Raw genomic sequence first — 26,630 nt, forward strand, 5'->3', positions numbered from 1 at the left:
TTTCGAATATAAAAGAACTCACCTTCGCGATATTGTTTTCGTTTCTCTTTTAGCGCCGATGCTTCCGTAACATGAACGGGGTGTAACGTTACCTTTCCGTTACTTCCGAAATCATCGGTACAGTCCTACAGAAGATAAGCGTATTCGCTCACGACTCAAACCTCCTCGAAAAACTGGTCCGTCCATGGCTCCACGTCGACCACTTCGCGCCTTAACGCTTCGGCTAATTCGGTAATTTCCGCCTGTGCGCCGCGTCCCTTTTTTCGCTTAGAATAGAACGATAATAGCGCGGTCAGATTCGCAGTCATTACGAGATTCGTTGCAGCTGCGTTCGGTAGGACGGCGCGAGCATCTTCGGCGGGCACTCCGGCTTTACGAAGCCTATCATACGCTTTTTGAGCGAACTCCATCGCATCCTCAAAGATATAATCCGCAGATAAATCGAGACCGTAGTCACCACACTCAAACGCTATTTTATCGCTCGTAACTTTCTCCGGCACAACGTAATCAAACCCGCCGGACTTATCATCGCTTCCCATCCGTACGTAACGCTGTGACTGGACGCTGAAGCTAAAGCCGGCTCTATGCCGTGTAAGTTGCGCCAATAACGCCCGGCTGACGCCTTCAATCGCAAAGGTGAACGAGATATGTTCTAACGTCGACGAATGGCCCGAACGGACGATATGTCGGAAAAGCCGGTCGGCATCCGTACCTACGCCGCCGTCTGACGCTTTGGAGCCGAAATACTTGGTGCCTTCCTTTGCGACGATTTCGGTCGGTTTGTTGGCGCTATAGCACGTTCTGATTGCGGTTAGGGCGACCGCTTGACCGTCAGTTACGTCGTGATCATCTAGCGGATTCTCAGCAAATTCTCCGTAATCCAGCGAATGGATAAATTTCCCGCTTAATTGCGTATGTGCGATTAGCTGTACGTTCATTTTGGTTTCAGCCATTATATCCGCTCCTTCCCCGTCGGTTCTCCGAAATATTCCGGATGTGGACTACCGACTCCACTACTCCCGAAGCCGCCCGCACCTCGATCGCTATCGCCGAGCGCATCAACTTCCGTAAACACCGCCTGCTCGACCGGCTTGATTACCGCTTGCGCGATGCGGTCTCCTTTGCGGATGAGATACGAACTGTTCGGATAATATCCGAAATAATCCCATTCGTTCTCTAGAGAACCGCTAATGACTTCCGGCGAATTGATCTCAGAGTATTCGATAGCTTGTCGGTTAAGATCGAGTCCTAGCACGTCCTTATGCGCAATATTATCGACAATCACTCCGACCTCTCCGCGATAGCCCGCGTCAACTGTACCGAGCTGAACGCGTAAAGGCGTCTTCAACGTAATGCCTGATCGTGGTCGGATCTGCATTTCAAAGCCTTCCGGAATCTCGAACGCCAAGCCCGTCGGCACACACGCCGTTTCGCCCGGTTCGATAATTACGTCGGCCGCCGCGACTAGATCGAAGCCAGCGTCTGTTGCGTGTGCGTAGGTTGGCGTTTGAGCGTCCGGTGATAAGCGTTTTATATTTACGTTCATTTCGTTTACTCCTTCGTATCTTCATTCGTTAATATCGCGATCAAGGCGAACACAGCCACCGCAGCGAACCACCGAAAGCCTATCGTATGGATGTACGGTAGTACGAAAAGGAATCCGGCGATCCATGCGGCCGCTACGCTGATACATCGTTTCATTGGCGTTTACCTCCTTACTTATATAATGGGTAGGTGGGCGCCTGTTTTGCGACATCTTTCGTAAAATAATATGCGCCTAGTAGAAAAACCGCGCAGTTAGTCTCCGAAATAAAAGTCGGAATCTTTAATCGCCTCGACCGTCGCTTTTTTGTAGCCGTTACCCTTCTGCGAAAAGAAGTCGTGCGATTTCGTTTTCGTGCTAAGTCCGTTCATTACGATCGGATTTGGCGTCTCGTCTTCGAAGTACGGATCGAACGCAAGGTTTTGTAGCGCTTTATTCGCGTTGTACCGCATGAATCGTTTGACATCGTGCGTCAGACCGACCGCATCGTAAAGGTCCTCCGTATAAGCGACTTCGTTTTCGTAAAGCTCCGTTAGTAAATCAACCGCAAAATCGCGTAATTCCAACTGAACGCTATAAGCTTGACGGTTATAAATTTCCTGCGCGAGCAAGCCGGTATAAACGCCGTGGATCGCTTCATCGCGAATAATAAGCGATATAATTTCGCCTGAGTTCGTCAGCTTTCCTTGGCCAGCGAAATATAACGGATAATAAAAGCCGCTGTAGAACAAAAAGCTTTCGAGATACACCGAAGCAACCAACGCCTTATACACCGAAATATCATCGCCGGGCTCAATCGCGTTGTACAGGCCGACGATCCTTGCCGCCTTCCGCTGCAAGTACGGGTTGGTCTTAACCCATTCGAAAACTTCGTTAATTGTTTCGGTAGGTGCGAGCGTCATGAAAATATTCGAATAGGATTTCGCATGGACAGCGTTCTCCATCATCGCCATGAAATTAAGGACGGCCTTGCGTTGGTGACCGTCGATGTGTTGCGCGATGGTCGGCATGCCTACGTTGCCTTGTTCGGTGTCCAGAAGCGTTAGGCCCGCGAGAACTTTCATATACGTCGTTTGTTCGGTCGGGCTTAGTGACTTCCACGTTAAGAGATCGCCGTTAAGCGAAATCTCTTCCGGGAGCCAGAATTGCTTAACGTTCTGCGCGTAGAACATTTGCGTAAAGTCGTCTTCGTGGCGCGACCAATCGGCCGCTGTGTGGATTGCGTTTGCGTTCGTCAATTATTCGTCCTCCTTAAATTGCGGATACCCAATAGCTATTGCAATGTAATAACAATATAAAAAGAACGCCTCCTTTTCCTTTTTAAAGAATATAGGAATCCGTCTTTTCCTTCCCTTCTCATACCAAACCGTTTTCCCTAACGCAAATATCATTCGAAAGTTTCCAATGCTTATAGATTGATATCGGAAGACCTCACCGGCTTCTGTGATACGTTTGTCTCTATAGACCTTTAGACTACGCATGATAAACAGCCCTCCTGCCCCGTATCCTTTGTCCGCGCATAATACAGCGTTTTAATGCCTTTGTGATGCGCGTATAAGTCAATCCGGTTCAGATCGCGCGTCGTCATCGTATCTTTCAAGAACAGCGTAAATGAGATGCCTTGGTCGACGTGCTGCTGAATCGTTGCGATCATATCGACGACTTTAAACATATCAATGTCGTACGCTTCCTTGTAGAAGAACCAATTCTGCGGCGATAACCCCGGCATCGGATAATACGTCTTCGAATTACCGTACGTACGCTCCTCGATGCGCTCCATAATCGGCATGACCGACGCCGTAGCTGACTGCACATACGAAATTGAACCCGTCGGCGCAATCGCAAGTCTGTACGAATGGTAAAGTCCGTACTCACAGACGTCTGATGATAAGTTATACCAGTCGAGGCCATCCGGAATCCAAACGTCTTTAAACAACGCCTTTACTTTCTCGGTCTTTGGAAAACAATCGATGTATTCACCGTTCTGCTCATCAACGTACGCATATTTGCGGAAATACTCGCCGCTTGCATACGTCGATCCTTCAAAACCTTCGTACGTGCTGCCAGTTTCTTTCGCTAGTTCCATCGAACGCACAAGCGACCAATAATTCACGAGTGCGAAGAATACGTTAGCAAAGTCTCGCGCTTCTTCCGATTCATAAGCGATACCGTGTTGCGCTAAATAACCGTGCAAATTCATCGCGCCAAGCCCAATCGAACGCATCTCGCGGTTAGCCCTTGCGACAGCTGGCGCGTTCTTGATATTCGAAGTTTCCGAGACTCTCGTGAGAGCATCAACGGACAGCTTAACGATCGTTTCGAAGTCGCCATTTTTCATTACATTTGCAACGTTGAGCGATCCGAGGTTGCACGAAATATCGAGGCCGATTTCGTCCGGTTCGCCGTAGTCGGTGTATTCCGATACCTGCGACGCCTGAAGCACTTCGCTACAGAGGTTCGAAAACTTAACCTTCGAAATGTGATTGTTCGCATGTGCCGCGTTAACGTTACCTTCGAACATGATGTACGGATATCCCGATTCGGAACGCAGCACGGCGAGCTTTTCGAGTAGCTTCCGCGGATTGATCTTTTCCTTACGCACCGCCGGATTATCGACGAGCTGATCGTACATTTCTCCGATATCCATTTCGTCTAGGTGCGTCCCATACGCTTTGTAAACGGTGTGCGGATAGAAAACGTAAGCCGGCCGATCTTCTCGCGCTAGTTCGATAAATTTATCCGGAATGACAACACCGATCGATAACGTTTTAACGCGTACGTCTTCATCGGCCGAGATTTTCTTCGTATCGAGGAAGTCGTTAATATCCGCATGGAATACGTTTAGGTACGCTGCGCCCGCGCCACTTCTCGCACCTTGCTGGTCCGCATATCTAAACGCGTTATCGAGGAGCTTCATAACTCCGACGACGCCTTTCGTTACATTCTCGATGTCCTTAATCGATTCACCTTTCGCGCGAATCTTAGATAAGTTCAACGATACGCCTCCGCCCACTTTCGAAAGCTGCATCGAGATTCCGACGGCTCTTTCGATATCATTTAACGAGTCGCCCACTTCGAGCAGAAAACACGAAACTAATTCGCCGCGTCGTTTACGGCCCGCATTCAAGAACGTCGGCGTTGACGGCTGGTATTCCTGGCGCATCATTAAATCAACGTACTCCAGCGCTTTGGCTGCGTCGCCTTCCGCGAAGAACAACGCACAGCAAGCGACCCGATCTTCGTAGCGTTCGAGAATCTTTTTGCCGTCGTTCGTCTTCAGCGCATAGTCGTTATAGAACTTGAACGCGCTCATGAACGAAGGGAATCGGAATTTGTGCGCATAAGCCGCTTTATAGACCCTCTTGATTTCTTCGAACGTGTAGGCGTCCAGGAATTCGGTTTCGTAGTAATCGTTATCGCGTAGGTAGTCGAGCTTTTCGCGAAGGTCGTGGAAAAATACGGTGTTTTGATTTACGTAGTCAATAAAATAAGCGCGGACGGCTTCGAGATCCTTTTCGAATTGGAACCGGCCGTCCTTCTGTAGCATAATTTCGTTATTAAGTTCGATGTAACTTGCGTGTTTATTCGTCATGATTAGCCTCCTTTATAATTTTCAAAAAATACTCTAACTATCCGTTGACGTGCGATAGCGCATATGGTATATTATAAACAAGAGATGCGATAACGCATGAACAAAGGAGGAACTTAAAATGGAAAAATATTTCGTAATGTACAATTCGACAGATGTAATTTGGTGCTATGAAGAAGAAGCTTTTGAAAAATTGACAGCAGGCTGGACTATTCATGCTATATCCTATGATGAGAAATCTGCCGACAAGTTAGTGGAAGAAGCGTGCTACCTTTAATGTCTGTGTTAGATAAAATAATGGGTGTAGATGAAGCCTCCTTATTATGGGGGCTTTCTCCCGGTTATATTAAAAATCTATGTGCCGCTGGTAAAATTGAAAGTAAAAAAGTAGGAAAGACTTGGATTATATCGAAGGAACAAAGGAATCCGAAATCACAATAACTTATCATTCGTTACCTCCGATGAATTGACGGGCATCAAGCGCATTCACCCTTTCGATAAATTGTCGTACATCTGCGTCCGTTCCCGCTAATTCAAAGCGCCCGATCACCGGCACGCCGTATTGCGAAGAAATCAGATCCGCCGCCTTTGCGTAATTTCCGCCCCAGTTGCGATTGCCCGACGCAGCCACGCCTGCCAGGTACGCGCTATTAGCCGCAAGGAAATCCGCCACCGGCCGCGCCACCTGACCGAAGCCGTACGTTCCAGTCACGCAAACGAACGGCTCGGCTAGTGTTAGGTCTGGCGCTAGTTCAATGGCGCGTAAACCGGTCTTTACGACGAATCGGCGTACGTTGCCAGTCCGCGAATAGTAAGCGATTAGCATTCGGGATCATCTTCGTCTTCTAACGAATCAAGTTCGTCTTCGATGTCAGCGATTTGATCTTCGATATCGTCAATATCGTTTTGAATGTCCTGTATCTCATCGCGTAAGTCTTCTAGCTCGTCTTCCTTCGCATCGAGTTCGAATTGCAACGCTGATAGTGCGCTTTCTAGTTCTTCGCGTTTATGCATCCGATCTACCCCTTCCGTCTCTCGATTTCCGCCTCTAATTCGTCCAGCTGCGCTTGTGTCCGATCACGTTCGATTCTTGCTTCGATAATCTTCCGGTCGTGAAACCTAATTGCGTAATCACTATCGGTAAGTTTTTCGTTAAGCCATCGCCGCATGTCCTGTAGCTCTCCGTCCGTTGCCGTATAGATCATTCGGCCGGTCCCTCCGTTTCGCGCTCGGCGTCCGCCTCTAGGCGTTTATGATTGCGGTAAGGTTCGACGATCAGCCAGTTAATGAATTCGATGACCGCCGCACAAAGACCGCCTATAAGAAAAACGACGATAACCGCCTTAAATAATGCGCCCACAATCGGTAAAGTGAAAAGCCAGTAAACCGCATATCCGCCGCTGACTAACAGTAGGAACGCGATTAGATACGCAATTGTTCGCGACAATCTTTCCTTAAACATTCGTATCACTCCTTCGGTTTATCTATTACGCCTTCGTGAATCAGCCACGCAAGCCCAATCGCAGCCGCATCGCTCTCATCGAAATTAGCGAACTCGCCCGTATATCCAGTCATGCGCCGCACCGCCGCCTGCAATTCGTCTTTCTCCGCTTTGCCTGATCCGGCCACCTTCGACTTGACCATCGTTGCGGATATGCCGAGATCCGCCGTACGTTTGCCAGGCTTCCGGAACTTATCGAACGTCAGTCCGAATCGCGACGTTGCCCGTTCACACGCGTTCCATGCCGCCAGCACCGGATAGTTCGAGGTCGACGTTTTGCCTGCGAAGTCCTCTCGCACCACATAGTCGAAGCCGTCCCGCGGGCAATTTTTATCGAGAAAGACCTTCGCCCATCCTTCGATAACTTCCGCTCGGTGCGCATGTGATCGGCTGGAATTAGGCTTAACGTGCGATAGCGCTTTGATCGTGGGCTTTCGGTTGCGTACCTCGATTATCGCGACGCCAGGGCAGGACATCGACGTATCGAACGCGAGGCAACGGATGGGCTTGGCGCTACTCACGAACACCACCGTTGGAAGTCGATATCCTGAGTATTCAACGCCACCTCTGCTAATTCTGACGCGTTCTCGGCGCCGGTAGCGATCGCCATTAAAACGTTTAGATATAACGAATCTTCCATCGAGTGGGCAATTTCGTTATCTCCGGATGATTTCCGAATTCTTTCGACTTCCTCTAGTACATCTTCTTTCGTCATCAAACCGCCTCCCCTTTGCGTACTTTTTCGATAAACTCTAGCGCCCCGGCGTACTGCCGCTTAGTAGATTCGTATACATTTGACCGCCTTACCTGCGAGACTTTATCGCGAATAGCCGCCAATTCAGCGTCCGTCAACGATTGCGCAATAGCAGTCTTATATCCGTTAAACGTCCATCCGTTAAGGTCCAGCGTCATCGGCTTGCGCTCATCCACCGACGTCTGTATTTCTACGAATCTATCGAGCAGCGCGTCAATGTCCGCCTGGCTAATTTCGACGCCGAATGCTCGGATGTCCGGGCTTTTTTCGAATTCGCCTTCCGGATATTCCCACGCTTTTTTCGCCGCGTTTACGTAGAGAATTACGTACAGATCGACGCCGTACATTTCGGCATAGGCAACGCATTGCTTAACGTGTTTTTCGTCCGGTTTCTTCAGCGAATGAAATGACGTACGGGCCGCCGACGTTTGCTTCGACTTGATTTCGAGGCCGACTCGCAATAGTTCGCCTTCTTCCGTTACGTAGCGCATGATGCCGTCACACGTTCCGTATAGATGAAACGTCTTGCCGCCGCGCTCGATCTTATGGCTCCGTTTTGCGAAGTCCTCGAACATCGGCGTACCGTCTTCGTTGCGTTCGAAACTGAACGGACATGGCCGGCCGGTTTTCTTTTCGAAGTGTTTTTCCATAAAGAGAATATCGCGCTGGATCATATCGCCAATCGCCGTTCCGATACGCGTCCAGCGACCTTGATACGGAGGCTTTCGCGTTTCGTCTTTCGGTGATCCGATCGCTTTGTGGTAAAGCTCGCGCGGGCAGGCGTTTGCTGATGACGGTGAAAAATACGGCTTCTTCGGAAATACTTTCGGAGCCTCTGCGTACCATCGGTGTATTTGCGCGTCTAAAGCGTTATCCCACGTTTCGGGCAGCGAGTGCCATTCGTTTAGATATTCGATGAGTTCATCCGCAATCTGCTGCGCGTATGTGGTCGGCTCGGGCGGTGCCGGCGTTAATTGGGCGCGTAGTGAGTTTGCGGCTGATCGTGCGTTTGCGTTCGTCAATTAATCACGTCCCCTTTCGTTTTAAACCATTCGTCAACGGACATACCCTTACCCCATCGACGCATGATTTCGATATCGGTTTTGTTCGGGATATTACCGAAAACGTACGTATTAACCATTACATCTTCGAAATCTTTTACGTCATCTTTCGTAAGTGTTTCCGGAACTAAAAGTAGCGCTTCGTCGTGTACTACGCACCATATTCGCCATTCTCCACGGCCTTCTGCCGTTTTACGATCGCATAGCTCTTGAAGCGCAATCATGGTCGCTTTAGTCTGAATCGCTGCGGAGCCTTGAACCCTGGCGTTAGTTGATTGCGTATATACAGCCGAATAGTGCCCTTTGGCGTTCCGATCCTTAGCGTCCGGCAAACGTCTCTTTCGCTGGCAGTGATCCATCCATACGTAGCCGTGTTTTTTAACGAAAGCTTGATTCGATTCGACCCACTTCTTAACCACCGGAAACCTTTCGAAGAAGTTATCGAGGAACTTTTGCGCCTCCTGCTTCGTAATTCCTATCGCATCTTTAAGCATGTTAGCGCCTCCACCGTAAGCAACCGCGAGCATGATAACTTTCGCTTGTTTACGATATACCGAGCCGTCTCCGCATTCTTCTATCGGCTTGTTAAAAACCTCCGAAGCAATGGACGCGTATAGGTCATTTCCTTGCAAGTAATTATCGACTAGCTTCGGATCTTGCGAGAAGTACGCCAGGCACCGGTATTCTTGCTGGCTCCAGTCTCCGCCAAGTATTGCGTAACCTTTAGGAGCAACGAATAACTTACGCGCTTCCTTCGGCTGATTCTGAAGGTTGACGCCAGTTCCTCCGGATGAAAAGCGTCCAGTTTTTGCGCCGTTTTGATTAAAGTTCGTGTAAAGCTTTCCGGTCTTGCGGTCAATCAATTCCGGTAAAGCGTTGATGTACGTTGAATAGAGTTTGAATAGTTCTTTATATTCGAGAAGCTTCTTGATAATCGGATATTTTTTCGCGAGTGGTTTCAATACTTTCTTCGCATCTGTTGACGCTAGCTTTTCTCCTGTCGCTTTTTCTAACGCTGGCTTAAGCTGCGCCGGCGAGTTAATGTTAATATCGCCTAATTCATCGATGATCTCCGCATATAAACGGTCAATCTGCGCTTTGATTTCCTTACCGTATTCCTTCGCGAAACCTAGGTCGATATTGAAGCCGGTAGACTCCAGTTTTTGCACGACGCTGATCAACGGAACTTCTACCGTTTCGTAATAACGAAGGATCTCCGGGAATTTCGTAAGCTGATAGCGTTGGAAATCTCGTAGTTTACGCGTTACATCTCCGTCTTTAGCAGCGTAGGCAAGCGCAATATTCAAGTCGCTGATTTCGTCAAAGCCGATCTTTCCGAATAAGTCCCCGTAGGTATCTGATTTAATCCGCAGGTACTTAGTAACGAGATTCTTTAGAGCAAAGGACGGCTCGTTTTCGTTAAGCAACTGCATAGCTTCCTGAGTGTCCCACGTCAGTCCACGCAACTTAATACCTTCGCGATCTAGCATGTGTATATCGAACTTGGCGTTGTGGGCGAGCTTACCGATTGACTCATCTTCATAGTACGGACGCAACTTTTCGAGCACGTATTCGTTATCTAATTGCGGATGATCCGTTTTATGCTTCGTCGGTATATACGCATGAACGTCCGCTTTAATGGCCGTTATTACATGACCGACAATGTAGTCGTTCCATACGTCTGTGCCCGTTGTCTCTACGTCAAATACGATTTCTTCTTCGTTATCCAGCAACGCCAAGAATTTTTCTAAGCGCGCTTCAGTCGTTATCAGCCAGTAATTATCCGGCGTGTTCTCGACCATCTGCCGCAGGGTTTCTTCGCGCTGGGCTTTCTGTAGCGTCTTCCATAACCGGAGCGCCTCCGCCTTGCTGAACGCTTTAGGGTTGCCGGCCTTGTTCACGCAGTCAGCCGGATCTCGCGCTAGTTTGCCCGCATCCATAGCCGCCTTGACTTCGGTTAGCCGTTTGCGGTCGGCATCCGATAGCTTCATCGCGAATATCTTGCGCCAGCTTTCCTCGATCGGCTCGGCGGTCTTGGCTTTCGCCTTCCGCTTGGCCGTCGCCTGGACCGCGTCCGTTTTCGGTGCCGCCGGCTTAAGCGCGTTCAAGTTTAACCGTAAGCCTTCCATCCGTCGTCCTCCTTTCGCGTTTTACAGATCGACCGCCTCCGTCCATCTCCGTTTATATTCCGCTTCGTTTTCCGCATACCACTCCGACCAACAATCCGCCCCACACGCATAGACCTCGAAGAGCGAATCGTAAATGGCGGGTCGCCCTTCGTCGAGGTTAGCGTTGCAATTGGCGCAAACGGCGGCGACTTTAGCGGTCAAAGCGCGCCTCGACTGGTGTGATGAGTTCGATTCTTGATAATCCCAGCCAGCTAGGTCCCGTAAGATTTCTTGCGGCTACTTTCGCACAACTTCCGTCAATTTCAGAGATAGATCCGATATCACCTTTATGAAACATCGAACTTCCGGTATTAATTACGCGAACGATATCACCGACCTTATACTCACCAACCTCGCGCCCGATTTCCGCCCATTTCTTGCGTTCGACGGCTTCGCGTTCTAATTTTGCGGCTTCCTCTTCGGATAAAATACGCAACTCATTTGGCATTGCGTTCCATCCAGGATGATTCGGCGTATCAACAACGATTTTATCGCTGGCAACTCGGAATACTATTCCTATATCGCCGTTTTTCGCTCCGCCCCAATTGTATTTCGGAGTCTTACCGTCCTCTACTACGATCTGTACTTTTGCGCCTTCTTTAAATTTCGCGAATTCTGCTGCGCGTTTAGCTTCGGCAACTTCTTCGTCAGTGGCGCGGACGAGTGATTCTTCGGTACGCCATTCCGTCTCTTTACCGTCCATAGTTTCGACCATAAAAGGAACCTGACCGCCCGTATCTTGAATTATTTTAACGATATCGCCTTTTTCGGTGATAATAGCCTGACCGACCACCTTCGTATAATCACCGACCTTCAGGCGTTCAGGCTTCGGCTCGGCGGCACCCTTCAACGCAGCCACGTCGGATTTTAACGATTCGATTTCGCATTCCGCCTTTGTTACGCGTTCTTCTACGGACGGATTAGTTGCGGCGTTGACTTGTCGGAATATCTCCAGATCCTCCCTAAATGCCGATGCGCTACAAACGTTTCCATCCACTATTACAACTTGTCTGCGCGAGTCAACACCGCTAATAGTCTGTGTTACGATGAAAAACTCACCGATATTTTGATTCCCCCATGCTTTCTTAACGAGTACGATATCGCCCTCTCTCGCTCCGCCTTCCACGCGCTCGTAAGCCGCACCGCCATACGCAACCTTTGTAATTTCACCGTTCACCATATCGAGTGTCTTAACGCCTTCTAATTTCGCCATCCGTTCGTCCTCCTTATTCGAACCAGCAAACAATAGCCGGCTGTTCGTATTTAAAATCCGCCAAATAATCCGCGTATGTCATATATTCAAATCCGCCTGTCTCCGTCTCGAATTTCTCGACGGTGTCCGCATTAATCTCGGAAACTTCCGGCACTTCATCCACCGAATAGTGATTCGGCTCGACTAAGCTTAGCTGATGCGCCAGTGCTTGCTCCGCTGTTTCTGCCGCAATAATGTCGTAACAACCGTCCAGGCCGACTTTGAACAGTTTATAATCCGCCATCATACCGCCTCCGCTTCGTTAATAATATCTTCGCGACTGAACGCCAAGTCCATCCGTACCCAACGCTTGCCTTCCTTCGACTGCGGTCCCCAATATTCGGTCTGCTCACGATTATCAAACATCCACACGGCCGGCACCGGTTCGCGACCGATCTCCACGCCGATAAAGTAATCGACTTCATCGCACCTATACGGCGTGCCGTCGCTCTTGCGCGCCTGAACAACGCGAGCACCGCCGCGATCTTCCCGAACATAGATCGTCTTCACCTGGAACGTTTTCCATTCGCCACTAACCGGATTTTTTGCGCTAATATCAAACGCCTCTTCCGTTTCGGACGTACTGACCGCCTGCCAGCCAGTAGCCAGCAGCGCAGCACGAGCGATCAGTTCCGAATACTTGCCGGTATCTTCTGTTTTATGCGCCATATGAGCGCCTCCTTTTCGTTTGGTTAGGTTGATCGCGATTAAAATCCGAATGAATCATCGGCAGGTGCTTCGCTCGATTCCGTTCCTGCTCCGAGCGACAGTCCGATCAAGCTAATATCGAAGCCCGCCGCGACTAGGTTTTCGATCTGTGTTTTTTCGTCCGCTTCGAAAAGCAAGCCGTCAAATAGCGCCGAGTTAAATTCTTTGCCGTCAAACTTGGCGAAGTTCTCACGTTCTTTTTCGTTAAGATCTTCGTCAAAGTCGATCAGAGGCGTCAGCGCGACCTTAGTATCTTTCGCCTGTCCTGTCGCGTTCGTTTTCGTTAATTCAAACGCAAGCTTTCCGAGTTTCTTTTCGTATTTCGTAATTGTTGCGTATACGTCCAGCGCTTGGTTGCGCGTTAAATCTACAACGATTTCTTTTCCGGCCGCCAGGTCAACGAAGCCCATAGCGAATCGTTCTTTGCCGCGATATTTGCCGGCCTCCTGGCTTTGCGCTTTCTCTTCTTTTTCGTTGCCTGCGTCTCTGGCTGCGAATTGGAGATCGCGGTGATACTTTTCGGCTAAATCCCACGGCGTGTGATCGCTAACTACGAAGCCCTTTTCGTTACGCGTAGAAGGATTCTTCGCAACAAACGTATTCACTTTTTTGTAAACGCCATAACCGAAATACTGCATCAGATCTTCCGTCCCGAGCACGCGTACCTTATAAGAAGAACCTACGCTAAACTTTGCGAAGTCTATCGTATTTAAGTTACCGCCTTCGCTTCCGCCTGCCTGTAAAGCTCCGAGTGCCGCTGCGCCTTTTTGAAATTGTGTCATTCGTTTTCCCCCTACGTTTTAATATTGAGCGTTAAGCCCTCGCAAAATGCCGGTACCTGCGCCCGAAACGCCGCCAGCGCTTGGCAGTAGCGACGCGACCCGAATTACTTAACGGCCACCCCGACATTCTCCGAGGGCCTGGCGCCCTTACGCTTCGTCTTCGTCTATTTGCGTCCACATGCCGCCGATAATGACCGCGCTGATAATCACGACAATAGGAACGATCCATACTGCGTCAGACATAAGCCGCCACTCCTTCCGCTGCTTTGTAGAGGTCGCGTTTGAGATCGAGTGATTCCGTCGGCAGTTCGTCTAGTCGCATCTGGAGCGCATTGATTCGCGCTTGATATGCCATTCGTTTTGCAGCCGACCGAGTCCGTTTATACTCGGCGCGAAAGTGCTCAATTTCTTCGTTTAATTCTTCGCGAAGACTTTCGTTAGATTTAAGCGCAGCCTGCACGTTTTCTTTCAAAGTAGCGAACGCCTCCTTAATAAGGTTAGCGCCGAGGTGCTTGCGCGCTTTATACACTGTTATTACGTTATTGTCGTTAACTCCGATATGGATAACGATGCCTTTGCCGCCATACATGCGAGCCTCGTGTCCATTTTCGTCAACATGAATTCCGAGATACTCGGCGTCTTTCAGATGATCCGCAACCCATACGTAGGCTGCTCGATGGTTTTTAATCCCAAAGCGCGACTGCAACCGTTTGTGTGCGTGTGAGGTAATGCGGAAGTTCATCCGACGCGCACCGCCTTAATGGCTGGATAGTAATCGGCCGGATCTTCGTCGTGCGGCCATGCGCCTTGGTAAATAAATTCGGTGAGTTTGCGCTCATCTAGCGCGATTAACGTTTGGATTTCGTTAGGATTGGGTAAATTTGAAGTAGTCATAGTACGTTAGCCTCCGTTTTAATTGAGATTATCGTACTAGGTCGCGGGGATGCGTTCGTAAAGTGTTCGCTTGAATCTGTTGCCAACAGATTGTATTATAGAGGAGTAACGAACGTCCTCGGACCTAGTTACGAAAAATATTAAGCTGTTAATTCGCGTTGACAGTTTGATCGGAATCGTTGGATGAATTTACAATGTGATCGGGCATTTCCTCCAAAACGTTGCGCCAACAACGTGGAAATCTCCGTATCGTTTGTACATCCGCGAATCCAAGTATCGAGAATAAGAGTTTTTCTTGGGTCGTCCTGCGCCAACAGGGCGGCCTTTTCTTTTAGTAAAACTTCGCCTTCGACACTCGCCAAAGTGTCTACCGGCTCCCAAACGGTACCTTCTTCGTTTATAGCTTCGATTGCAACTTCGTTACGCGGTCGCCTGTTTTTCAACACCCTCGCCTTTACCTGCTTGATTGTCCGCTGAATCAGCGCCTTCTTTTCGCGTCCGTTATCAACGTATCTTTCTAACGCATAACCGATTGCTTGATAACATTCTTGCTCAAACGAGGTGAAGTCAGGAATAAGATGCGCTAACTTTTCCGCTTCTCTTACTACGTAAGGAATTGCACCGCTGTCTGCTGCAAGTTGCAACCTATTAAATTGTTTTTCTTCCAATTTTCTTTTCCCCTTTCGCCCTACACTTATATAATGGGTAGGCTACCTATAGTTTTGCGACATTGTTTTTAAAAAGTTTTTCATTTTTTAGATTGTTTGTCCTCCATATGAAAATATTAGCATAGAGTTTATATACACTGATCAATTTTCAGTTTTCTTTGTTTTATTTTATTTGACGGAATTTTCTACAAAATAAAAAAAAGACCACAAAGAGTGGTCCAAACGCTAAGCTTATCCTCCGACTCTAACTTCAGCAGTCTGGACCCCTCCAGAAACTTCCTCCTTCACTGGATGGTTAGGCAACGCTGCTAAAACTGCTCCTAAAACTAAAACAATTAATAAAGTCTTTTTCATAAAAAATTTCCCCTCTCGATTTGATTTTTAGTGTTTTTAAAACTGAAGCATGTCCTGCATCTCCACCCAAGGAAACTAAATCATCCGCGATTAAAGAAGCAAATAAATAGTTCATCCCTGTATGAAAGTGCACGTACCCTTGGTGAATTTTCTCTATAGAACGGCACTGAACATACTTAAAATATACCAAAAAGTCAGCATCACCTCCTAAAAGTAATTCATTTTCGAATTTTGTTAAATCCGGTATCGCGCTACCCTCCTTGTGAGCGAAATAAATGTTAGCTAAATCCAAGTTGTGTTTGGTTTCTCTTATTAATACTGATTCGCCAACCTGTTTCATAATTTCATAACTTTTATTAAAATAACGCAAACTTGCTTCTTTATCTGAATCTAGATTAATCATTCCTAAGTAATAATAACCATCTGACTGATGCTTTAAGTTAACTTCCCCTTTTATAAGGACATTAGCATGATATGTGCAGAGCGCCACCTCATTTAAGCTTAAGTATGCAGGGGCTAACACCTCTGATAAACGATATGAATAGCATTCTTTGTAAAATAAAGATCTTTCTGTATTCATTTTACTCAACTCTTTATTTACCTCTTCAGCTTCGCGAGTGATGCCATAATAGTCCTTATAGTAATAGTAAGATACACATTTATAAATCCTCTTTAGAGTATTGAGCTCTTTATTTCCATAAACCTTAAGCTTAGACATTTGTGAAGATAATTGTTTGAAGTCTGTTTTATAAGTCATATAGTCGTGGAGTATTCTATAAGTGCGTACGTAGGGGACAAGTGCTTCATCACCTTCAGACATTTCAAGCAATTCTCCGAGCAATTCAACATCCCGCTTAACCGCTGCGTACTCAAACGCCTGCTTGGTCGCCTCAGTAGTAGGAAGCTTTAAACACCACTCCTTCATTTTCTCGTGATACTTTTCCTGAAAAAGAAATTGTGACAACTTCAACAATTTTCTAAAGCCTATCTTGCCGTCGTTTTCAAAATCATAAAGGCAGCTTGATTTTATCCCTGTATTTTCAGCCAACTGTCGAACATTCAAGTCGAGTTCATTCCGTAAATTTACAACTTCATCAACTATTGTTTGCAAACAGAACACCCCTCAAATACAATTTACTTAGTTGTTTAACCATAGTATACTACATATGCACACTTTTGTGTGCGGAATTTTTTAGAAAAAGGAGAATTTTTTTTATGATTAGTTTTGAACCCTTACGGAATTATTTAAAAGAACGTGGCGAAACCACTGGAATTCTACGAGATAAAGTAATCCACCGAAATCTTGTTACTAAAATTAATGAGGATAAGCATGTTAGTTTAGCAACTATTGAGACCATTTGCTTACACCTTGACATACCAATTGAGAAAGTAGTTCGAATTTTACCTGATGAAGTGGAAAAATAACTGTTTATAGTCTATAATTTCCTGCGTGACACCTTATCTAATGTAGTACGGAGGTGTTTATTACGTTTAAGGTCGGCAAATGCCGGATACCCGAATTATGCAAAGAAATCGGAATTGAACACGCACAACTCGCAGCCAAGGTCGGACTAGATAAATCGCGTATTTCCGATTACGCCAGTCTTCGCAATATACCGAATATCGAGCTCGCCTATAATATCGCTCGAGCACTCGGCTGTAGACTCGAAGACTTATACGAATGGGTAGAGGTATCCGGCGACGAAACGGAGGGTTAGATCCTCCGGCCGACCTGAAGTTCGGAAATTCCCGAACCGACTCGTAATACAGTACGTACACCCTCCGCACGATCATAAACGTTTCTCAACGCCTCTGCACCGCGCTTTACCAATAGTTCATTAGCGTCTTTCACCTCCGTTATATAACCGTGCGCAAGCCGCACCTTTCCGTTTAAATAACGCTCAATCGCCTCACGTAATTTATCGCCAGCTTTGTCGTTATCTGTAACTACCGTTAAATATTCGATAGGTGACTGCGTAATTATGTCCGCCTTTTTCGAATTAAATGCGCTGCCGCCGGTTCCAATCGCCGGAACCCTGATCGAACGCCACGCCATAGCATCGATTTCCGCCTCGCAGATAACCGCATGCCTTAACCGCTGGGTATAAACGAGATCCATTCCGTAGACTAAATCGCGAATAGGCCAGCCGCCTTTTACGTACCAAAAAGCCTTTCCTCGCGTTGAGCGATATTTCACGTTGGCTAACCGACCATTCGGCAGCCGCCACGGAATCGCGACCGCATTACCTACGAGACCCACGCCGGCCTCGCGCTGTACTTCAGCCGATATGCCGCGCCCGGTTAGATAAGCGTTAGGTCCGATCTGAACGCCCGCCAGCAAAGATTCCGGTAAAGGTTCCGGTTTTGAGACAGCCTTAAGTTTCGGAAGGCGAAGCGTTAGGCGCCCGTCCTTAGCCGCAGGCGCATACGTTTCCAATAAGTAATCAACGGTTTCGTCTTCGGTTTCAGCTCGCAGGAAGGCGAGCAATTTAACGAACCCACCGCGCGCAAACTCGGCATCGTACGCGCCTGAATCGCCCCAATAGCCGGCCTTTGCCGACGCTGTGTCTTCGAGATATACGTAGAAGCTCGGCGTTCGATCGTAACGGAACGGACTGGCTGCGAGTAATCGATCTTCCGTCCATGTAGGTCGCGTCCATTCGAATTGTTCGAGTTCATAACGGATATCTACGTCGACGTGCCGTCCATTTAGTATTAAAGTCGGCATGCGAACACCTCCTAAAGATGTATTTGTAAAACATATTACACGAATGTTACATTTTATACAGTCGGTTTTTGTCGAAACTATTCAGAATTTTATATGAAATTCTTTCCAATCTAGAAATCGAACTGTGCTGCCGCTGCTTCTCCGGCTTCTGGCTGCTTCACGACGCCGATTTGCGGCAAGTAGATAATCTCCGCGGATTCTCCTTCACCACCGTCACGTCCTTTATTTAGGCCGATCAATCCGCGCCCTTCCTTTGCGTTCGTATCAACCGCAATCAATAACGCAGCATCTTCTAGCAAGGCTTTCGTTTTCTTGACGCCTTTACGTTGCGGCAAATTAAGTTCTCGTTCGCCATCTTCGCCCGCCTTTTCGTCTTCCTCGTCCGCCTGGGTAAGTGCAAAGATAGTCGCCTTTGTATGGCCGGCTAAACGGCGCAGTTTTTGCGAAGTATTAGCCGCGTCTCCGCCCGCCGTCTTTGACGTATTGGCTTCGTAGTCTAAATAATAAAAGGGATCTACGAGCACGACGTCGGCTTTCGTTTCGATAATGTCCGACTTAAGGTCGCGCAATGTACGTGAGCCAAAGTCTTCGTCATCCACGCCGCGTACCGTAATGTTGCCCGGCAGTATATCGTTAAGCTGTCCAAGGAATTCCATAAAGCCCACTTCGAATTCTTCGTTTAGTTTACCCTGACGTACATCGCGCGAATTGAAGCCGGCCTCCATATTAACCCCATTAAGAGTCGCAGTCGTAACGCCCAGGCTTCCGGAAATTGAAACGTATAAGCGCACTAGGACTTCGTACCAGCCCATCTCCATCGACCAAATAAGAACGTTTGCGCCCTGCATCGCACAGTTAACGACTTCTTCCAGCGCAATGGCCGATTTACCGCGCCCAGACTTTCCGTAAATAACGTAAACGTTCGATGAAACATAGCCGCCCATAGCCCGATTAATGAAGTCGAACTTGCTACGCCAGATCCGGAAAGACTCGCCGGCCTTGCGGTTTTCGTATTCGGCTTTGAATTTATCGATGTCGCGCTTGATGTCCGTCCCAACCGAATTTCGAACGTTTGTTCTCATTTTAAGACTTTCGGCCTGCTCCGTCAACCACTCGAAGAAACTTCCCATATCGCCGCTTTTTTGCGCTTCAATAAATCGTTTTTCGAGTAGCGGCTCTTTTACCTGCTTCTGCGTTTCCGGATCAATCCGACCGCTAACAAGCTCGATAAAATCGCGCTCAGCCGCCTGTTCCTTAAGGTTCTTCGCGAGGTAATCCCAGCTTGCTTCGATATTAAAGTCCGGCTGGAAGTCCGGCACTTCATTCGTAACCATTTCGGCAGTCGGCGCCTGGCCTCGGTGCTGCTCGGCGTATTGCATGACATACCGGAAGGCTTTGCGTTCGCCTTGCGTTGGTAGGTCGTTTTCAGCGATGTTGAAGCGTAATAGAGCGTTCGGATCGTTCGCTTCGATGGCTTTCGATATTAGTAAAGTTCCGTAGTTCATGGGCGCGCCTCCTTCCGGTTTTTACGAAAGAAAATCCGTTTAACTAATGCTCTTACTCCTAACGCAATCCCCTCCGCCGTATATAAAGCGCCTTCCCCGATATAGTAAATCGCGATTAGTGATAAGTATATCGGGGATAGGACGAAGAAGATCACGTTTTCTATGCGTACCTGTTTAGCCCACTCTTCATCCGTATAAACGTATCTAATTCTACGCTTCATTCGCCCGCCTCCCGTCTCAATTTCGTCATCACACCGTCAGCCTTCGTTTTATATTCCGCATCCCCAAACGTCGCGTACAGACGCATGTAATCGTTATATTCGTCCAGTAGTCCGTCGATTTTCTTCGCCTCTTCCTTCGCTTTCTTTTTCGTCATATCACTCGCCACCTTTTCGAGTCCTTTTCCTAACTCCGCGACACTTTCTACGCTTGGCAATTTCGGAAAATAGTCCGCAAAATGAAACGCCGTGCTAGTCGGCTCCGGATAGTTCGTCATGTCATACGTCATCAAGAAATCTTCCGACGCCGACTTCCGACAGACCAAACGCAGGTCATCGCTATCGGCTTCCAGCCATTCGCCGTTAATCGCGTCGGTCAGGTCGTACTCGATGTAATCAAAAGCGCCGTATTCTTCGTGCTGTGTTACTTCGCGCCAGCAATCTACGTAGAAGATCCGATCTTTGTATCCGTCTACTGCGACGATATCTCCGATAGCGAATTTCGGCTTCATCTACGCATCCCCCTTTTCGATTCACCTACGAATTCAATCTCGCGGCACAGGTCGCCAATACGGTCGGCCAAGCGCTTTTCTCCGAACACGGTCGCCAGCGATCCAAGCGCAACGTTACTCGTGTATATTGTCGGTAGCTGATTCGTTACTCTCGCGTTAATTACTGCGTGCAAATCGCCGCGAAAGCCGTCCGTTGCATCCCGAACCCCTATATCGTCTAGCACCGCAAATGGCGCCGCCTTAGCCGCTTCTAACGCACGATAATAACGGGCCGCCGCCGGCTCCGCGACTGACTCCGGAACACGTGGACGGTTGAATTCGTTATAGTCGTTCTGCCACGCATTCACGTCGAGAAAATACGCCGGCCGCTGTAAAGGCGTTAAGCCCCGTCGCAACGAGCCGCTGTAGTGAACCCGCAGCCATTCGTTAAGGAGCGCCGCCGCTGTCGTCGTCTTGCCGGTGCCAGGCGATTCACTTACGAGATACAGCGACTTAATGCGGTCGGCTGCCGCTATCGAACCGGTTTGCTGATCGAATTGGCGGTTAAATGTAGACGCGTAAGCATAAGCCGCTTTATAAGCCTCCGGTTGGTCACCGCGCGCCGGCGAATTCTGTAGCGTTACGAGCCGATACTCACGCGGAAGCCCTGCCGCCGCTGACCGTCCGCCGTTGCCGCTTACTCCGTGCATTGCGATGAAATACGGACAGTGTTGCGTGCAGGCGCCGGTGCCCGCCGCTTTGCATCCGTTAGCAAGTACGCAATTATTTTCGTTAGTCATATTCGCGGACCTCCTTTCGTTAGTTCTCAATAACGTTTATTACGTGAATCTTTCCGGTACTGCTATCTACGATAAGATACACGGTATAGTCTGAACCCTTTACGACACGTAGCATTCCTTCCACGAAATCAAGATCGGTGTTTATCTTCGCTGGATCGTAAATCATTCGCCCACCTCTTCGCGTGAATCGTCTATGATTCTTGCGGTATTTCTCACCATTATCGAATCTATACAACATGCATTAGCTTTCGCATCTACTTCCGCATCTGTAGCGACTACTATACGCGGTGTATTTTTCTTCAGGACGCTGGGCATAATCACGTCTCCCACACGAACCTCAATCGGCTGCGGAGCGTTCAAGTATTCGTCTGGCACCGCCAAGCCTAGCGCACGTCTTAGCGCAATTGCTTTGCCGATATGAACGTTGAAGCAGTCGGTCGGTGCGGCTTTGGCGATTCCTTTTGCTACGATTTGACCATCCGCTATCCGCCTTAAAATCGTGACCACGGTTCTTTTCTCGCCATTAACGATAAATTCCGCTTTCCTATTTCGTCCATAAGCATAGTAGTAACCATATCCATTCGCCAGTTTCTCAACGTCCGCCTTCGCCTGCTCAACGATTTCATCACGGCGGGCTTGGGCGCTTACAGCCGGGTCCTTCGCGTTTAACTGTCGTCTAGCATCTTCGTACCCTTGTTCATACGCTACCAACCGTAATTCCTCGATCGCTTCTCTCGCGTTTTCTACCGCTAGGTCATACCGTGTTTTTCCGTTTTTCATTTCGTCAGCCCCCTCGTTTTTGTTTGCGTTAAAACCACGTATTATCTACGCCTTCATTGCGTTCGGCCCGTTTCTGTTCGGCCTTAAATTCGTTAACAGCTCGCTGCAAGTTCCGCCCCATCCACTTTCGCATCCAACCGAAACTGACGCCCGGCCATTCTAATGACGGTTTGTACTCCGCGAAACATAGGTCGATAAAACGTTTCGTAACTTCCGGCCCATATTCGCCCGGCTTACGTTTTGTACCGACCCAGCGTCCGATCAATCCGGCCTCCGCCTTCCATGGATCGCGAACAGGCATCGGAACATAAGGGACGCCGTATAGCCGTTCGTGCTCCGCTTTGAGGTACGCCTGGAAATCTCGCGTGTTCCACTTGGCGACCGGTTTTGATTCATACGTTGTCATCAAGCGTTCACTCCTTCGATTTCGATTCCGAGAAGCCCCAGCGTGTTGCTTATTCCGACTAATGCTCCGGCATGAAATCGTTTCCCTTCGATATCACCCGCTAAATATCTTTCGTCTCGCGAATTTCGTACTCCTTCGTAATACTGCCGTACCCTCTCTTCCGGTGTCTCTTCGACTTCGTATCCGTTGACCAATGCGGCTGCTAGCGTCATGATGTCGAGTTGATTTAGACACGAAAACTCTTCGATCCATCGATCCTTTGCGTGAATTCGTAGTAAGTCGGATTTCTCCTTGCCGCCATCCATAAATATCTGAATAACTTCCGCCTGTTCCTTCGTGATTGTCGGCTTCATTTTTAGCGCCTCCTTTAAATCATCGAGTGTTTCTTTCGCAAAGTAACGCCACTCCGGCATTGAGTCGTCCATTAGCGATATGTTTAAAGTAAGTGATCGCGCAAACAGCCCGGCTAACTTCTTCCGATCTTCTTTCAACCGCTCGTTCTCGCCAATCAAATCCGCCACAGCGCAACGCAATCGTTTAACTTCTTCGGTCATGTTTTCGCCGCCTCCACTCCGTGTATTTTCGCGTTTTACCGCTTACCCTACCGATTGCCCTCGACCGTCAGTAACGCCGCTAATTCGCCGCGAAATTCCCGTATTAATCGTGATAATTCCGCCAGCGATTGCGCATCCGAAGACCTCAGCCGCCGATTCATTACGTCCATAAGCGCACGTTCGATCGTCGAGTGATACGCCACCTCGCGCCACTTTTCCTGCGGCGTTGGGTCGGCGTCCGGATTTTCGGCGAGTCGCTTCGCCCAGTTCGGTGCTTTCGTTGGATCGCTGAAGTAGCGCTCCTTTACGATGATATTGCGTTCGTCTGACGTAAGTTTGTAATCGGGTGATACCGGAATGTTAATCGTCATGGTTATCGTTACTCCTTTCGTTAGCTTTTCGTTTTTCGTCGTCAGCCAACTTACGTATCCGCAATAGCTTATCGTAGCGTTTACGAGCTGATTCCGGACCTTTTTCGGCCGCCTTCCTACGAAGCCTTTCGTTCATATTCAACGCGATCACCTCCGCTAATTAATAAGGATAAGTCGGTAAACTTTACCGATAAGATCATGAGCATCCGGTTTTAATTCGATCAAAGCTTCGTAGATCAGGGCGAGCTCATATGGCGTAAACATACCGCACATCCTTTCGTTTATTAATAAGACCTAGCAATCGTTCGCTTTCACTCACTCTTGCAGATATTCTTTATCGCGATAAGATTCTATTAATTAATAAGTATCTGCGCGAAAGGTTTTTAATTGAGCGCTATTATTTATCTAGTTATTAATGGCTCTAGTTAAAAGATGGTTCTAGTTAGTGTGACGTCGAGCCATATGTGGATCAGCCGTATGTGGATAGGCGTCACATGGCTACGTAAGCTCCTCCGTATCTCCATCGAATATAGCGAGCTGACTAATTGGCATAATCGTATATCGCGCGTTATCCCATCGCTGCGTCTTTTCGTCGCGTGCCCTTTGCTTAACGACTAATGGCCGTCCTTGCCAACGGTAATCACACAGCGCCTTGATTCGCCTATTTGCGGATTCTCGGCTGAGGTTCAGTGCGCCGGCTATTTGGTCCTGCGTCGGATAACATTCGCCGTTAGCGTTCATGAACGATGACAGTACGCAAAGGGTCTGCCAGCGCTCCGCCCCGATGTCCGCGATAAGCCCTTTCTTGACGGCATCGACGTACATCTTAACGAAGATACGCGTTTCAGACTTTCCGGACGTGATGTTGTATTCCGATTGAGATTCGACGGATACGAGCCGTTGGTGTTCGTTTGTCATGCGGCACCATCCCCCTTACTCAAAATATTAATCTGGTTATCTAAATCAATTAAAAATTCTTCCATTTCTACCGCAACTTCATAATGTCCGTTTTTTCTTAACTCTACTATTAGCTGACGGGCAGATAAAAATTTAACTCCACCAGTTTCGTTAATTCTTTCGTCATCTCTTGCGTAAATAACAGTTAGGTTTCCTGTATGTTCTAGATATTTATCAATAGTTTTGACGCCTGGACCATAAACAGTTCCTTTACTTAATTTAGCATCCAACCACACATCTCCTATTACAAAGTCAGGTCTGCAGTCTCCTACAATTTTCTGTTTTTCCACCGCATTTGGGTGTAGACAGTCTAAAGCCTTGCTGACCAATCTTTCAAATTCAAACCCTTTATTTAGATAAAAACAACAATGCGGGTGTGCGGATCGAGAGGAGTAATTAAATATCTCGTAAGAAAGCCCCCACTCTTCGCATAGTTTCCTAGCACTACCTGAAAAGTATTTTCTCATGTATGATTCTATGTGCCACAATCCACGGTCTCTGATGTATCCCCTACTTAGTCCTTCAGGGAATGTTTCTTTAATATACTCCTCTAACGCCTCCTTCTCTAAATCACTTTTAATACCTAGTATATGTTTTTTAAATTGGATATCAGATATATTGTATAGTTCTTTCAATTCATAAGATTTGTGTCTATTTTCAACAACGCGGTAATCATCTGAAATATAAATACACCTTTCTAATTCCAGTCGAGCAGGAGTACCAATTGGATCATAAAGCCCATATGCTTTTAAAGCGTTTTTTATACTACCGAAACCTCTACTCAAGCAATTTTTCACCGATCCATATTTAAATTCTGTGTGTTCGATAAGTTCTTTTCTCAGACTCGTTATATCTATTCCCGCATCGATAAGCTCATCTAATAACTCAAGAGCTTTTTCTTGCACCTTCTGAGTACCCACTTAATACACTCCTAATAACATAATCATTTTTTTATTTCTTCCGTCATTTATACAATGGGTAGGCTGCCGTCAATTTTGCGACATCCGAAGTGAGACTTTTTTTACAACCGATAATATGCACGCCAAATAAGTACCGGCAAAAATGGACAAAAAAAATAACCCGGCCGTTAAGCCGAGTCACTTTCTATTTATTTTACGCTGCTTATTTAGTTTTCCACGCACCTTATTTATTGCGGAATATTTTTCGTGTTGGGCCGTCAATGAGCTTCCGGACAGGTGCGTATACCTTTGCACCATTCGTAAATCACTATGCCCCAATAACATTTGTAAATGGCGCATATCTCCACCGCTCTCCAAGTACATAGTAGCCGCTGTATGTCTGAATAAATGCGGATGCACCCGTTTCTTTATATCGACCTCTTTTGCATATTCAACGAGACGTTTTCGGAAGTGATCACGAGTTAAACGTTCACCATAGTTTGCGAGAAAAATATAATCACTCTCGAAATCCACGCGGTTTTCTACTATTAATTCGTTTAGCATTTTCGCTGTGCCAAACTCGATAGGAACCGTACGAGCTCGCCTGTTCTTCGCAATAGTAGCCGGGATATACAGAGTGCGCGCTGCAAAGTCGAAGTTTTCCTGCTTAAGTCCGAGCGCTTCAGAAATCCGCATCATACCGTCCAATAGAACGTTCATTAAAACGTAGTCCCTAAAGTCGGCATACTCGCGTTGATTCGGTGCAGCAAATAACATCCGAAGCTCGTCCTCGTCTAAGATCACGATTTCCTCTTCGGGCTCTCTGACGTTTTTAATGCCCAGCATCGGATTATGTTCGATAAGTCCTTCGTCATATAGCGTCTTAAAGAAAACGCGCAATGTTTTCAGTCGTGTATTGATCGTACCAGGCGCAAGTCCTTTCGTCATATGCTCGTCCTTCTTAAAGTAATGGTCCTCGAACTTAACCCATTCGTCTTGCATATAGACGATATACTTCCGAATTACATCCCGGTTCATTTCGTGAATGGATCGCGCGATTCCCTTTCGGTCTAGAAATTCGAGAAAAAAGCCGTAATTATCCTCGTATTGGCCGAGGGTAGATTCCGCCCGTCCCTCCGATTTCTTGATTGCGCGAAACTGGACGAAAAGCACATCGAGATTGCTCGTTGTCTTTCGTAACGTACGTTCCTTTTTAACGCGTTTTCCTGTTCTATTTGCGGACATAGTACCGCCTCCATTCGGTTAAGTCACCGAAATAAAAACCGCTACCTTGTCGTTGGTAGGACCGCTACCCTGCGCCTTAATACGCCTAAGTCATCGACTAAGTCAACGCAATAAAAAACGGCTAGAAACGTTGATATAACGCCTCTAACCGCCGTGTATGATTCCGACTGGGCTCGAACCAGCGACCTCTACCCTGTCAAGGTAGCGCTCTCCCAGCTGAGCTACGGAATCATGATATGTATGTGTTGCTGGGTATGTTGTTGTCTTTCTGACAAGTTCTATTATATAACCTGCTCCTCTATTCGTCAACTGCTTTTTCAGAAAAACTTTTTTTTGGACTTGCTGTTCTGTTCATCGGCTATTATAATATGTCTTAATTTTCTAACAATAGGGGTGATGGGG

General features: G+C 47.6%; 37 protein-coding genes and 1 tRNA gene. 4 read left to right on the forward strand and 34 right to left on the reverse strand.

What is annotated here, in order from left to right:
• Window positions 1-155 precede the first annotated feature (155 nt).
• From thyX to nrdE, 5 genes are all read right to left on the reverse strand, one after another.
• A complete protein-coding gene (thyX, locus tag CVV77_RS06795; protein WP_100274943.1) occupies window positions 156-953 on the reverse strand; it encodes an FAD-dependent thymidylate synthase in 798 nt (265 codons plus the stop codon).
• Complete coding sequence (locus tag CVV77_RS06800; RefSeq protein WP_100274944.1) at window positions 953-1,546, reverse strand: dUTP diphosphatase; 594 nt, start codon at window positions 1,544-1,546, stop codon at window positions 953-955. The genes thyX and CVV77_RS06800 overlap by 1 nt, the downstream gene beginning before the upstream one ends.
• Before the next feature lie 5 nt (window positions 1,547-1,551).
• On the reverse strand, window positions 1,552-1,701 hold the full coding sequence (locus tag CVV77_RS21985) for a hypothetical protein (RefSeq protein WP_157796810.1): 150 nt from the start codon (window positions 1,699-1,701) through the stop codon (window positions 1,552-1,554).
• 96 nt (window positions 1,702-1,797) lie between these two features.
• Window positions 1,798-2,763, reverse strand: coding sequence for a class 1b ribonucleoside-diphosphate reductase subunit beta (gene nrdF, locus CVV77_RS06805; RefSeq protein WP_100275151.1), 966 nt, complete (start codon window positions 2,761-2,763; stop codon window positions 1,798-1,800).
• 248 nt (window positions 2,764-3,011) lie between these two features.
• Window positions 3,012-5,135: a class 1b ribonucleoside-diphosphate reductase subunit alpha gene (gene nrdE, locus CVV77_RS06815; RefSeq protein ID WP_100274945.1), complete on the reverse strand. Its 2,124-nt coding sequence runs from the start codon at window positions 5,133-5,135 to the stop codon at window positions 3,012-3,014.
• A gap of 118 nt (window positions 5,136-5,253) precedes the next feature.
• On the opposite strand from nrdE, the gene CVV77_RS21990 reads away from it, so the two are divergent.
• Window positions 5,254-5,409: a hypothetical protein gene (locus CVV77_RS21990; RefSeq protein WP_157796811.1), complete on the forward strand. Its 156-nt coding sequence runs from the start codon at window positions 5,254-5,256 to the stop codon at window positions 5,407-5,409.
• A complete protein-coding gene (locus tag CVV77_RS22245) occupies window positions 5,409-5,573 on the forward strand; it encodes a helix-turn-helix domain-containing protein (RefSeq protein WP_220096629.1) in 165 nt (54 codons plus the stop codon). The genes CVV77_RS21990 and CVV77_RS22245 overlap by 1 nt, the downstream gene beginning before the upstream one ends.
• A gap of 4 nt (window positions 5,574-5,577) precedes the next feature.
• Here CVV77_RS22245 and nrdI read toward each other — a convergent pair whose 3' ends face one another.
• The 16 genes from nrdI to CVV77_RS06890 form a co-directional block, all read right to left on the reverse strand.
• Window positions 5,578-5,958, reverse strand: a complete 381-nt coding sequence (gene nrdI / locus CVV77_RS06820; protein ID WP_100274946.1) for a class Ib ribonucleoside-diphosphate reductase assembly flavoprotein NrdI — start codon at window positions 5,956-5,958, stop codon at window positions 5,578-5,580.
• Window positions 5,952-6,146: a hypothetical protein gene (locus CVV77_RS06825; RefSeq protein ID WP_100274947.1), complete on the reverse strand. Its 195-nt coding sequence runs from the start codon at window positions 6,144-6,146 to the stop codon at window positions 5,952-5,954. Before CVV77_RS06825 ends, nrdI begins: the two co-directional genes overlap by 7 nt.
• A gap of 5 nt (window positions 6,147-6,151) precedes the next feature.
• Window positions 6,152-6,337 (reverse strand): hypothetical protein, encoded by a 186-nt coding sequence (locus CVV77_RS06830; RefSeq protein WP_100274948.1) that lies wholly within the window; start codon window positions 6,335-6,337, stop codon window positions 6,152-6,154.
• Window positions 6,334-6,579 (reverse strand): hypothetical protein, encoded by a 246-nt coding sequence (locus tag CVV77_RS06835; protein WP_142397306.1) that lies wholly within the window; start codon window positions 6,577-6,579, stop codon window positions 6,334-6,336. Before CVV77_RS06835 ends, CVV77_RS06830 begins: the two co-directional genes overlap by 4 nt.
• A gap of 20 nt (window positions 6,580-6,599) precedes the next feature.
• A complete protein-coding gene (locus CVV77_RS06840; RefSeq protein WP_100274950.1) occupies window positions 6,600-7,154 on the reverse strand; it encodes a RuvC family protein in 555 nt (184 codons plus the stop codon).
• Window positions 7,151-7,348, reverse strand: coding sequence for a hypothetical protein (locus tag CVV77_RS06845; RefSeq protein ID WP_100274951.1), 198 nt, complete (start codon window positions 7,346-7,348; stop codon window positions 7,151-7,153). Before CVV77_RS06845 ends, CVV77_RS06840 begins: the two co-directional genes overlap by 4 nt.
• Window positions 7,348-8,409: a hypothetical protein gene (locus CVV77_RS06850; protein ID WP_100274952.1), complete on the reverse strand. Its 1,062-nt coding sequence runs from the start codon at window positions 8,407-8,409 to the stop codon at window positions 7,348-7,350. Before CVV77_RS06850 ends, CVV77_RS06845 begins: the two co-directional genes overlap by 1 nt.
• Window positions 8,406-10,577 (reverse strand): DNA polymerase, encoded by a 2,172-nt coding sequence (locus CVV77_RS06855; RefSeq protein WP_100274953.1) that lies wholly within the window; start codon window positions 10,575-10,577, stop codon window positions 8,406-8,408. Before CVV77_RS06855 ends, CVV77_RS06850 begins: the two co-directional genes overlap by 4 nt.
• Before the next feature lie 190 nt (window positions 10,578-10,767).
• Window positions 10,768-11,829, reverse strand: coding sequence for a hypothetical protein (locus tag CVV77_RS06860; RefSeq protein ID WP_100274954.1), 1,062 nt, complete (start codon window positions 11,827-11,829; stop codon window positions 10,768-10,770).
• Window positions 11,830-11,842: 13 nt separating this feature from the next.
• Window positions 11,843-12,112: a hypothetical protein gene (locus CVV77_RS06865; RefSeq protein WP_100274955.1), complete on the reverse strand. Its 270-nt coding sequence runs from the start codon at window positions 12,110-12,112 to the stop codon at window positions 11,843-11,845.
• On the reverse strand, window positions 12,112-12,537 hold the full coding sequence (locus CVV77_RS06870; RefSeq protein WP_100274956.1) for a hypothetical protein: 426 nt from the start codon (window positions 12,535-12,537) through the stop codon (window positions 12,112-12,114). The genes CVV77_RS06865 and CVV77_RS06870 overlap by 1 nt, the downstream gene beginning before the upstream one ends.
• A 38-nt stretch (window positions 12,538-12,575) precedes the next feature.
• A complete protein-coding gene (locus CVV77_RS06875; protein WP_100274957.1) occupies window positions 12,576-13,358 on the reverse strand; it encodes a hypothetical protein in 783 nt (260 codons plus the stop codon).
• Between the two features lie 235 nt (window positions 13,359-13,593).
• On the reverse strand, window positions 13,594-14,064 hold the full coding sequence (locus CVV77_RS06880) for a hypothetical protein (protein ID WP_142397305.1): 471 nt from the start codon (window positions 14,062-14,064) through the stop codon (window positions 13,594-13,596).
• Window positions 14,065-14,096: 32 nt separating this feature from the next.
• Window positions 14,097-14,252 carry a hypothetical protein gene (locus CVV77_RS22140; protein ID WP_169793537.1) on the reverse strand — a complete coding sequence of 52 codons (156 nt, stop codon included), beginning with the start codon at window positions 14,250-14,252 and terminating at the stop codon, window positions 14,097-14,099.
• A gap of 140 nt (window positions 14,253-14,392) precedes the next feature.
• Complete coding sequence (locus tag CVV77_RS06885; protein ID WP_100274959.1) at window positions 14,393-14,920, reverse strand: hypothetical protein; 528 nt, start codon at window positions 14,918-14,920, stop codon at window positions 14,393-14,395.
• A 295-nt stretch (window positions 14,921-15,215) separates the two neighbouring features.
• A complete protein-coding gene (locus tag CVV77_RS06890) occupies window positions 15,216-16,394 on the reverse strand; it encodes an AimR family lysis-lysogeny pheromone receptor (RefSeq protein WP_395940375.1) in 1,179 nt (392 codons plus the stop codon).
• A 95-nt stretch (window positions 16,395-16,489) separates the two neighbouring features.
• On the opposite strand from CVV77_RS06890, the gene CVV77_RS06895 reads away from it, so the two are divergent.
• Window positions 16,490-16,699: a helix-turn-helix domain-containing protein gene (locus tag CVV77_RS06895; protein WP_100274961.1), complete on the forward strand. Its 210-nt coding sequence runs from the start codon at window positions 16,490-16,492 to the stop codon at window positions 16,697-16,699.
• Window positions 16,700-16,752: 53 nt separating this feature from the next.
• Entirely contained in the window at window positions 16,753-16,992 is a 240-nt protein-coding gene (locus tag CVV77_RS06900; protein WP_100274962.1) for a helix-turn-helix transcriptional regulator, read from the forward strand.
• On the opposite strand, the gene CVV77_RS06905 is transcribed toward CVV77_RS06900, so the two are convergent.
• From CVV77_RS06905 to CVV77_RS06965, 13 genes are all read right to left on the reverse strand, one after another.
• Entirely contained in the window at window positions 16,989-18,002 is a 1,014-nt protein-coding gene (locus tag CVV77_RS06905; protein WP_100274963.1) for a toprim domain-containing protein, read from the reverse strand. The genes CVV77_RS06900 and CVV77_RS06905 overlap by 4 nt on opposite strands.
• Before the next feature lie 110 nt (window positions 18,003-18,112).
• Window positions 18,113-19,507 (reverse strand): DnaB-like helicase C-terminal domain-containing protein, encoded by a 1,395-nt coding sequence (locus CVV77_RS06910; RefSeq protein ID WP_100274964.1) that lies wholly within the window; start codon window positions 19,505-19,507, stop codon window positions 18,113-18,115.
• Entirely contained in the window at window positions 19,504-19,728 is a 225-nt protein-coding gene (locus CVV77_RS06915) for a hypothetical protein (RefSeq protein ID WP_100274965.1), read from the reverse strand. The genes CVV77_RS06910 and CVV77_RS06915 overlap by 4 nt, the downstream gene beginning before the upstream one ends.
• On the reverse strand, window positions 19,725-20,237 hold the full coding sequence (locus tag CVV77_RS06920; protein ID WP_100274966.1) for a hypothetical protein: 513 nt from the start codon (window positions 20,235-20,237) through the stop codon (window positions 19,725-19,727). The genes CVV77_RS06915 and CVV77_RS06920 overlap by 4 nt, the downstream gene beginning before the upstream one ends.
• The gene (locus CVV77_RS06925; protein ID WP_100274967.1) at window positions 20,234-21,016 is read right to left on the reverse strand and encodes a P-loop NTPase family protein; all 783 of its coding nucleotides are present in this window, start codon (window positions 21,014-21,016) and stop codon (window positions 20,234-20,236) included. Before CVV77_RS06925 ends, CVV77_RS06920 begins: the two co-directional genes overlap by 4 nt.
• A gap of 162 nt (window positions 21,017-21,178) precedes the next feature.
• Window positions 21,179-21,796 (reverse strand): hypothetical protein, encoded by a 618-nt coding sequence (locus CVV77_RS22145; RefSeq protein ID WP_181280828.1) that lies wholly within the window; start codon window positions 21,794-21,796, stop codon window positions 21,179-21,181.
• Window positions 21,797-21,824: 28 nt separating this feature from the next.
• A complete protein-coding gene (locus tag CVV77_RS06935; protein WP_100274968.1) occupies window positions 21,825-22,202 on the reverse strand; it encodes a hypothetical protein in 378 nt (125 codons plus the stop codon).
• Complete coding sequence (locus CVV77_RS22345; protein ID WP_250622060.1) at window positions 22,202-22,756, reverse strand: hypothetical protein; 555 nt, start codon at window positions 22,754-22,756, stop codon at window positions 22,202-22,204. The genes CVV77_RS06935 and CVV77_RS22345 overlap by 1 nt, the downstream gene beginning before the upstream one ends.
• 47 nt (window positions 22,757-22,803) lie before the next feature.
• Entirely contained in the window at window positions 22,804-23,127 is a 324-nt protein-coding gene (locus CVV77_RS06945; RefSeq protein WP_100274969.1) for a hypothetical protein, read from the reverse strand.
• Between the two features lie 498 nt (window positions 23,128-23,625).
• Complete coding sequence (locus CVV77_RS06950) at window positions 23,626-24,045, reverse strand: helix-turn-helix domain-containing protein (RefSeq protein ID WP_100274970.1); 420 nt, start codon at window positions 24,043-24,045, stop codon at window positions 23,626-23,628.
• Window positions 24,042-25,004: a hypothetical protein gene (locus CVV77_RS06955; RefSeq protein ID WP_100274971.1), complete on the reverse strand. Its 963-nt coding sequence runs from the start codon at window positions 25,002-25,004 to the stop codon at window positions 24,042-24,044. The genes CVV77_RS06950 and CVV77_RS06955 overlap by 4 nt, the downstream gene beginning before the upstream one ends.
• Before the next feature lie 177 nt (window positions 25,005-25,181).
• Entirely contained in the window at window positions 25,182-26,228 is a 1,047-nt protein-coding gene (locus CVV77_RS06960) for a tyrosine-type recombinase/integrase (protein WP_100274972.1), read from the reverse strand.
• 158 nt (window positions 26,229-26,386) lie between these two features.
• Window positions 26,387-26,459: transfer RNA gene (locus CVV77_RS06965), tRNA-Val, on the reverse strand.
• Window positions 26,460-26,630 lie beyond the last annotated feature (171 nt).

Origin of the sequence: Bacillus sp. SN1 (assembly GCF_002796895.1) — a bacterium.
In the GTDB taxonomy this organism is placed as follows: Bacteria; Bacillota; Bacilli; order Bacillales; family Bacillaceae; genus Bacillus; species Bacillus inaquosorum.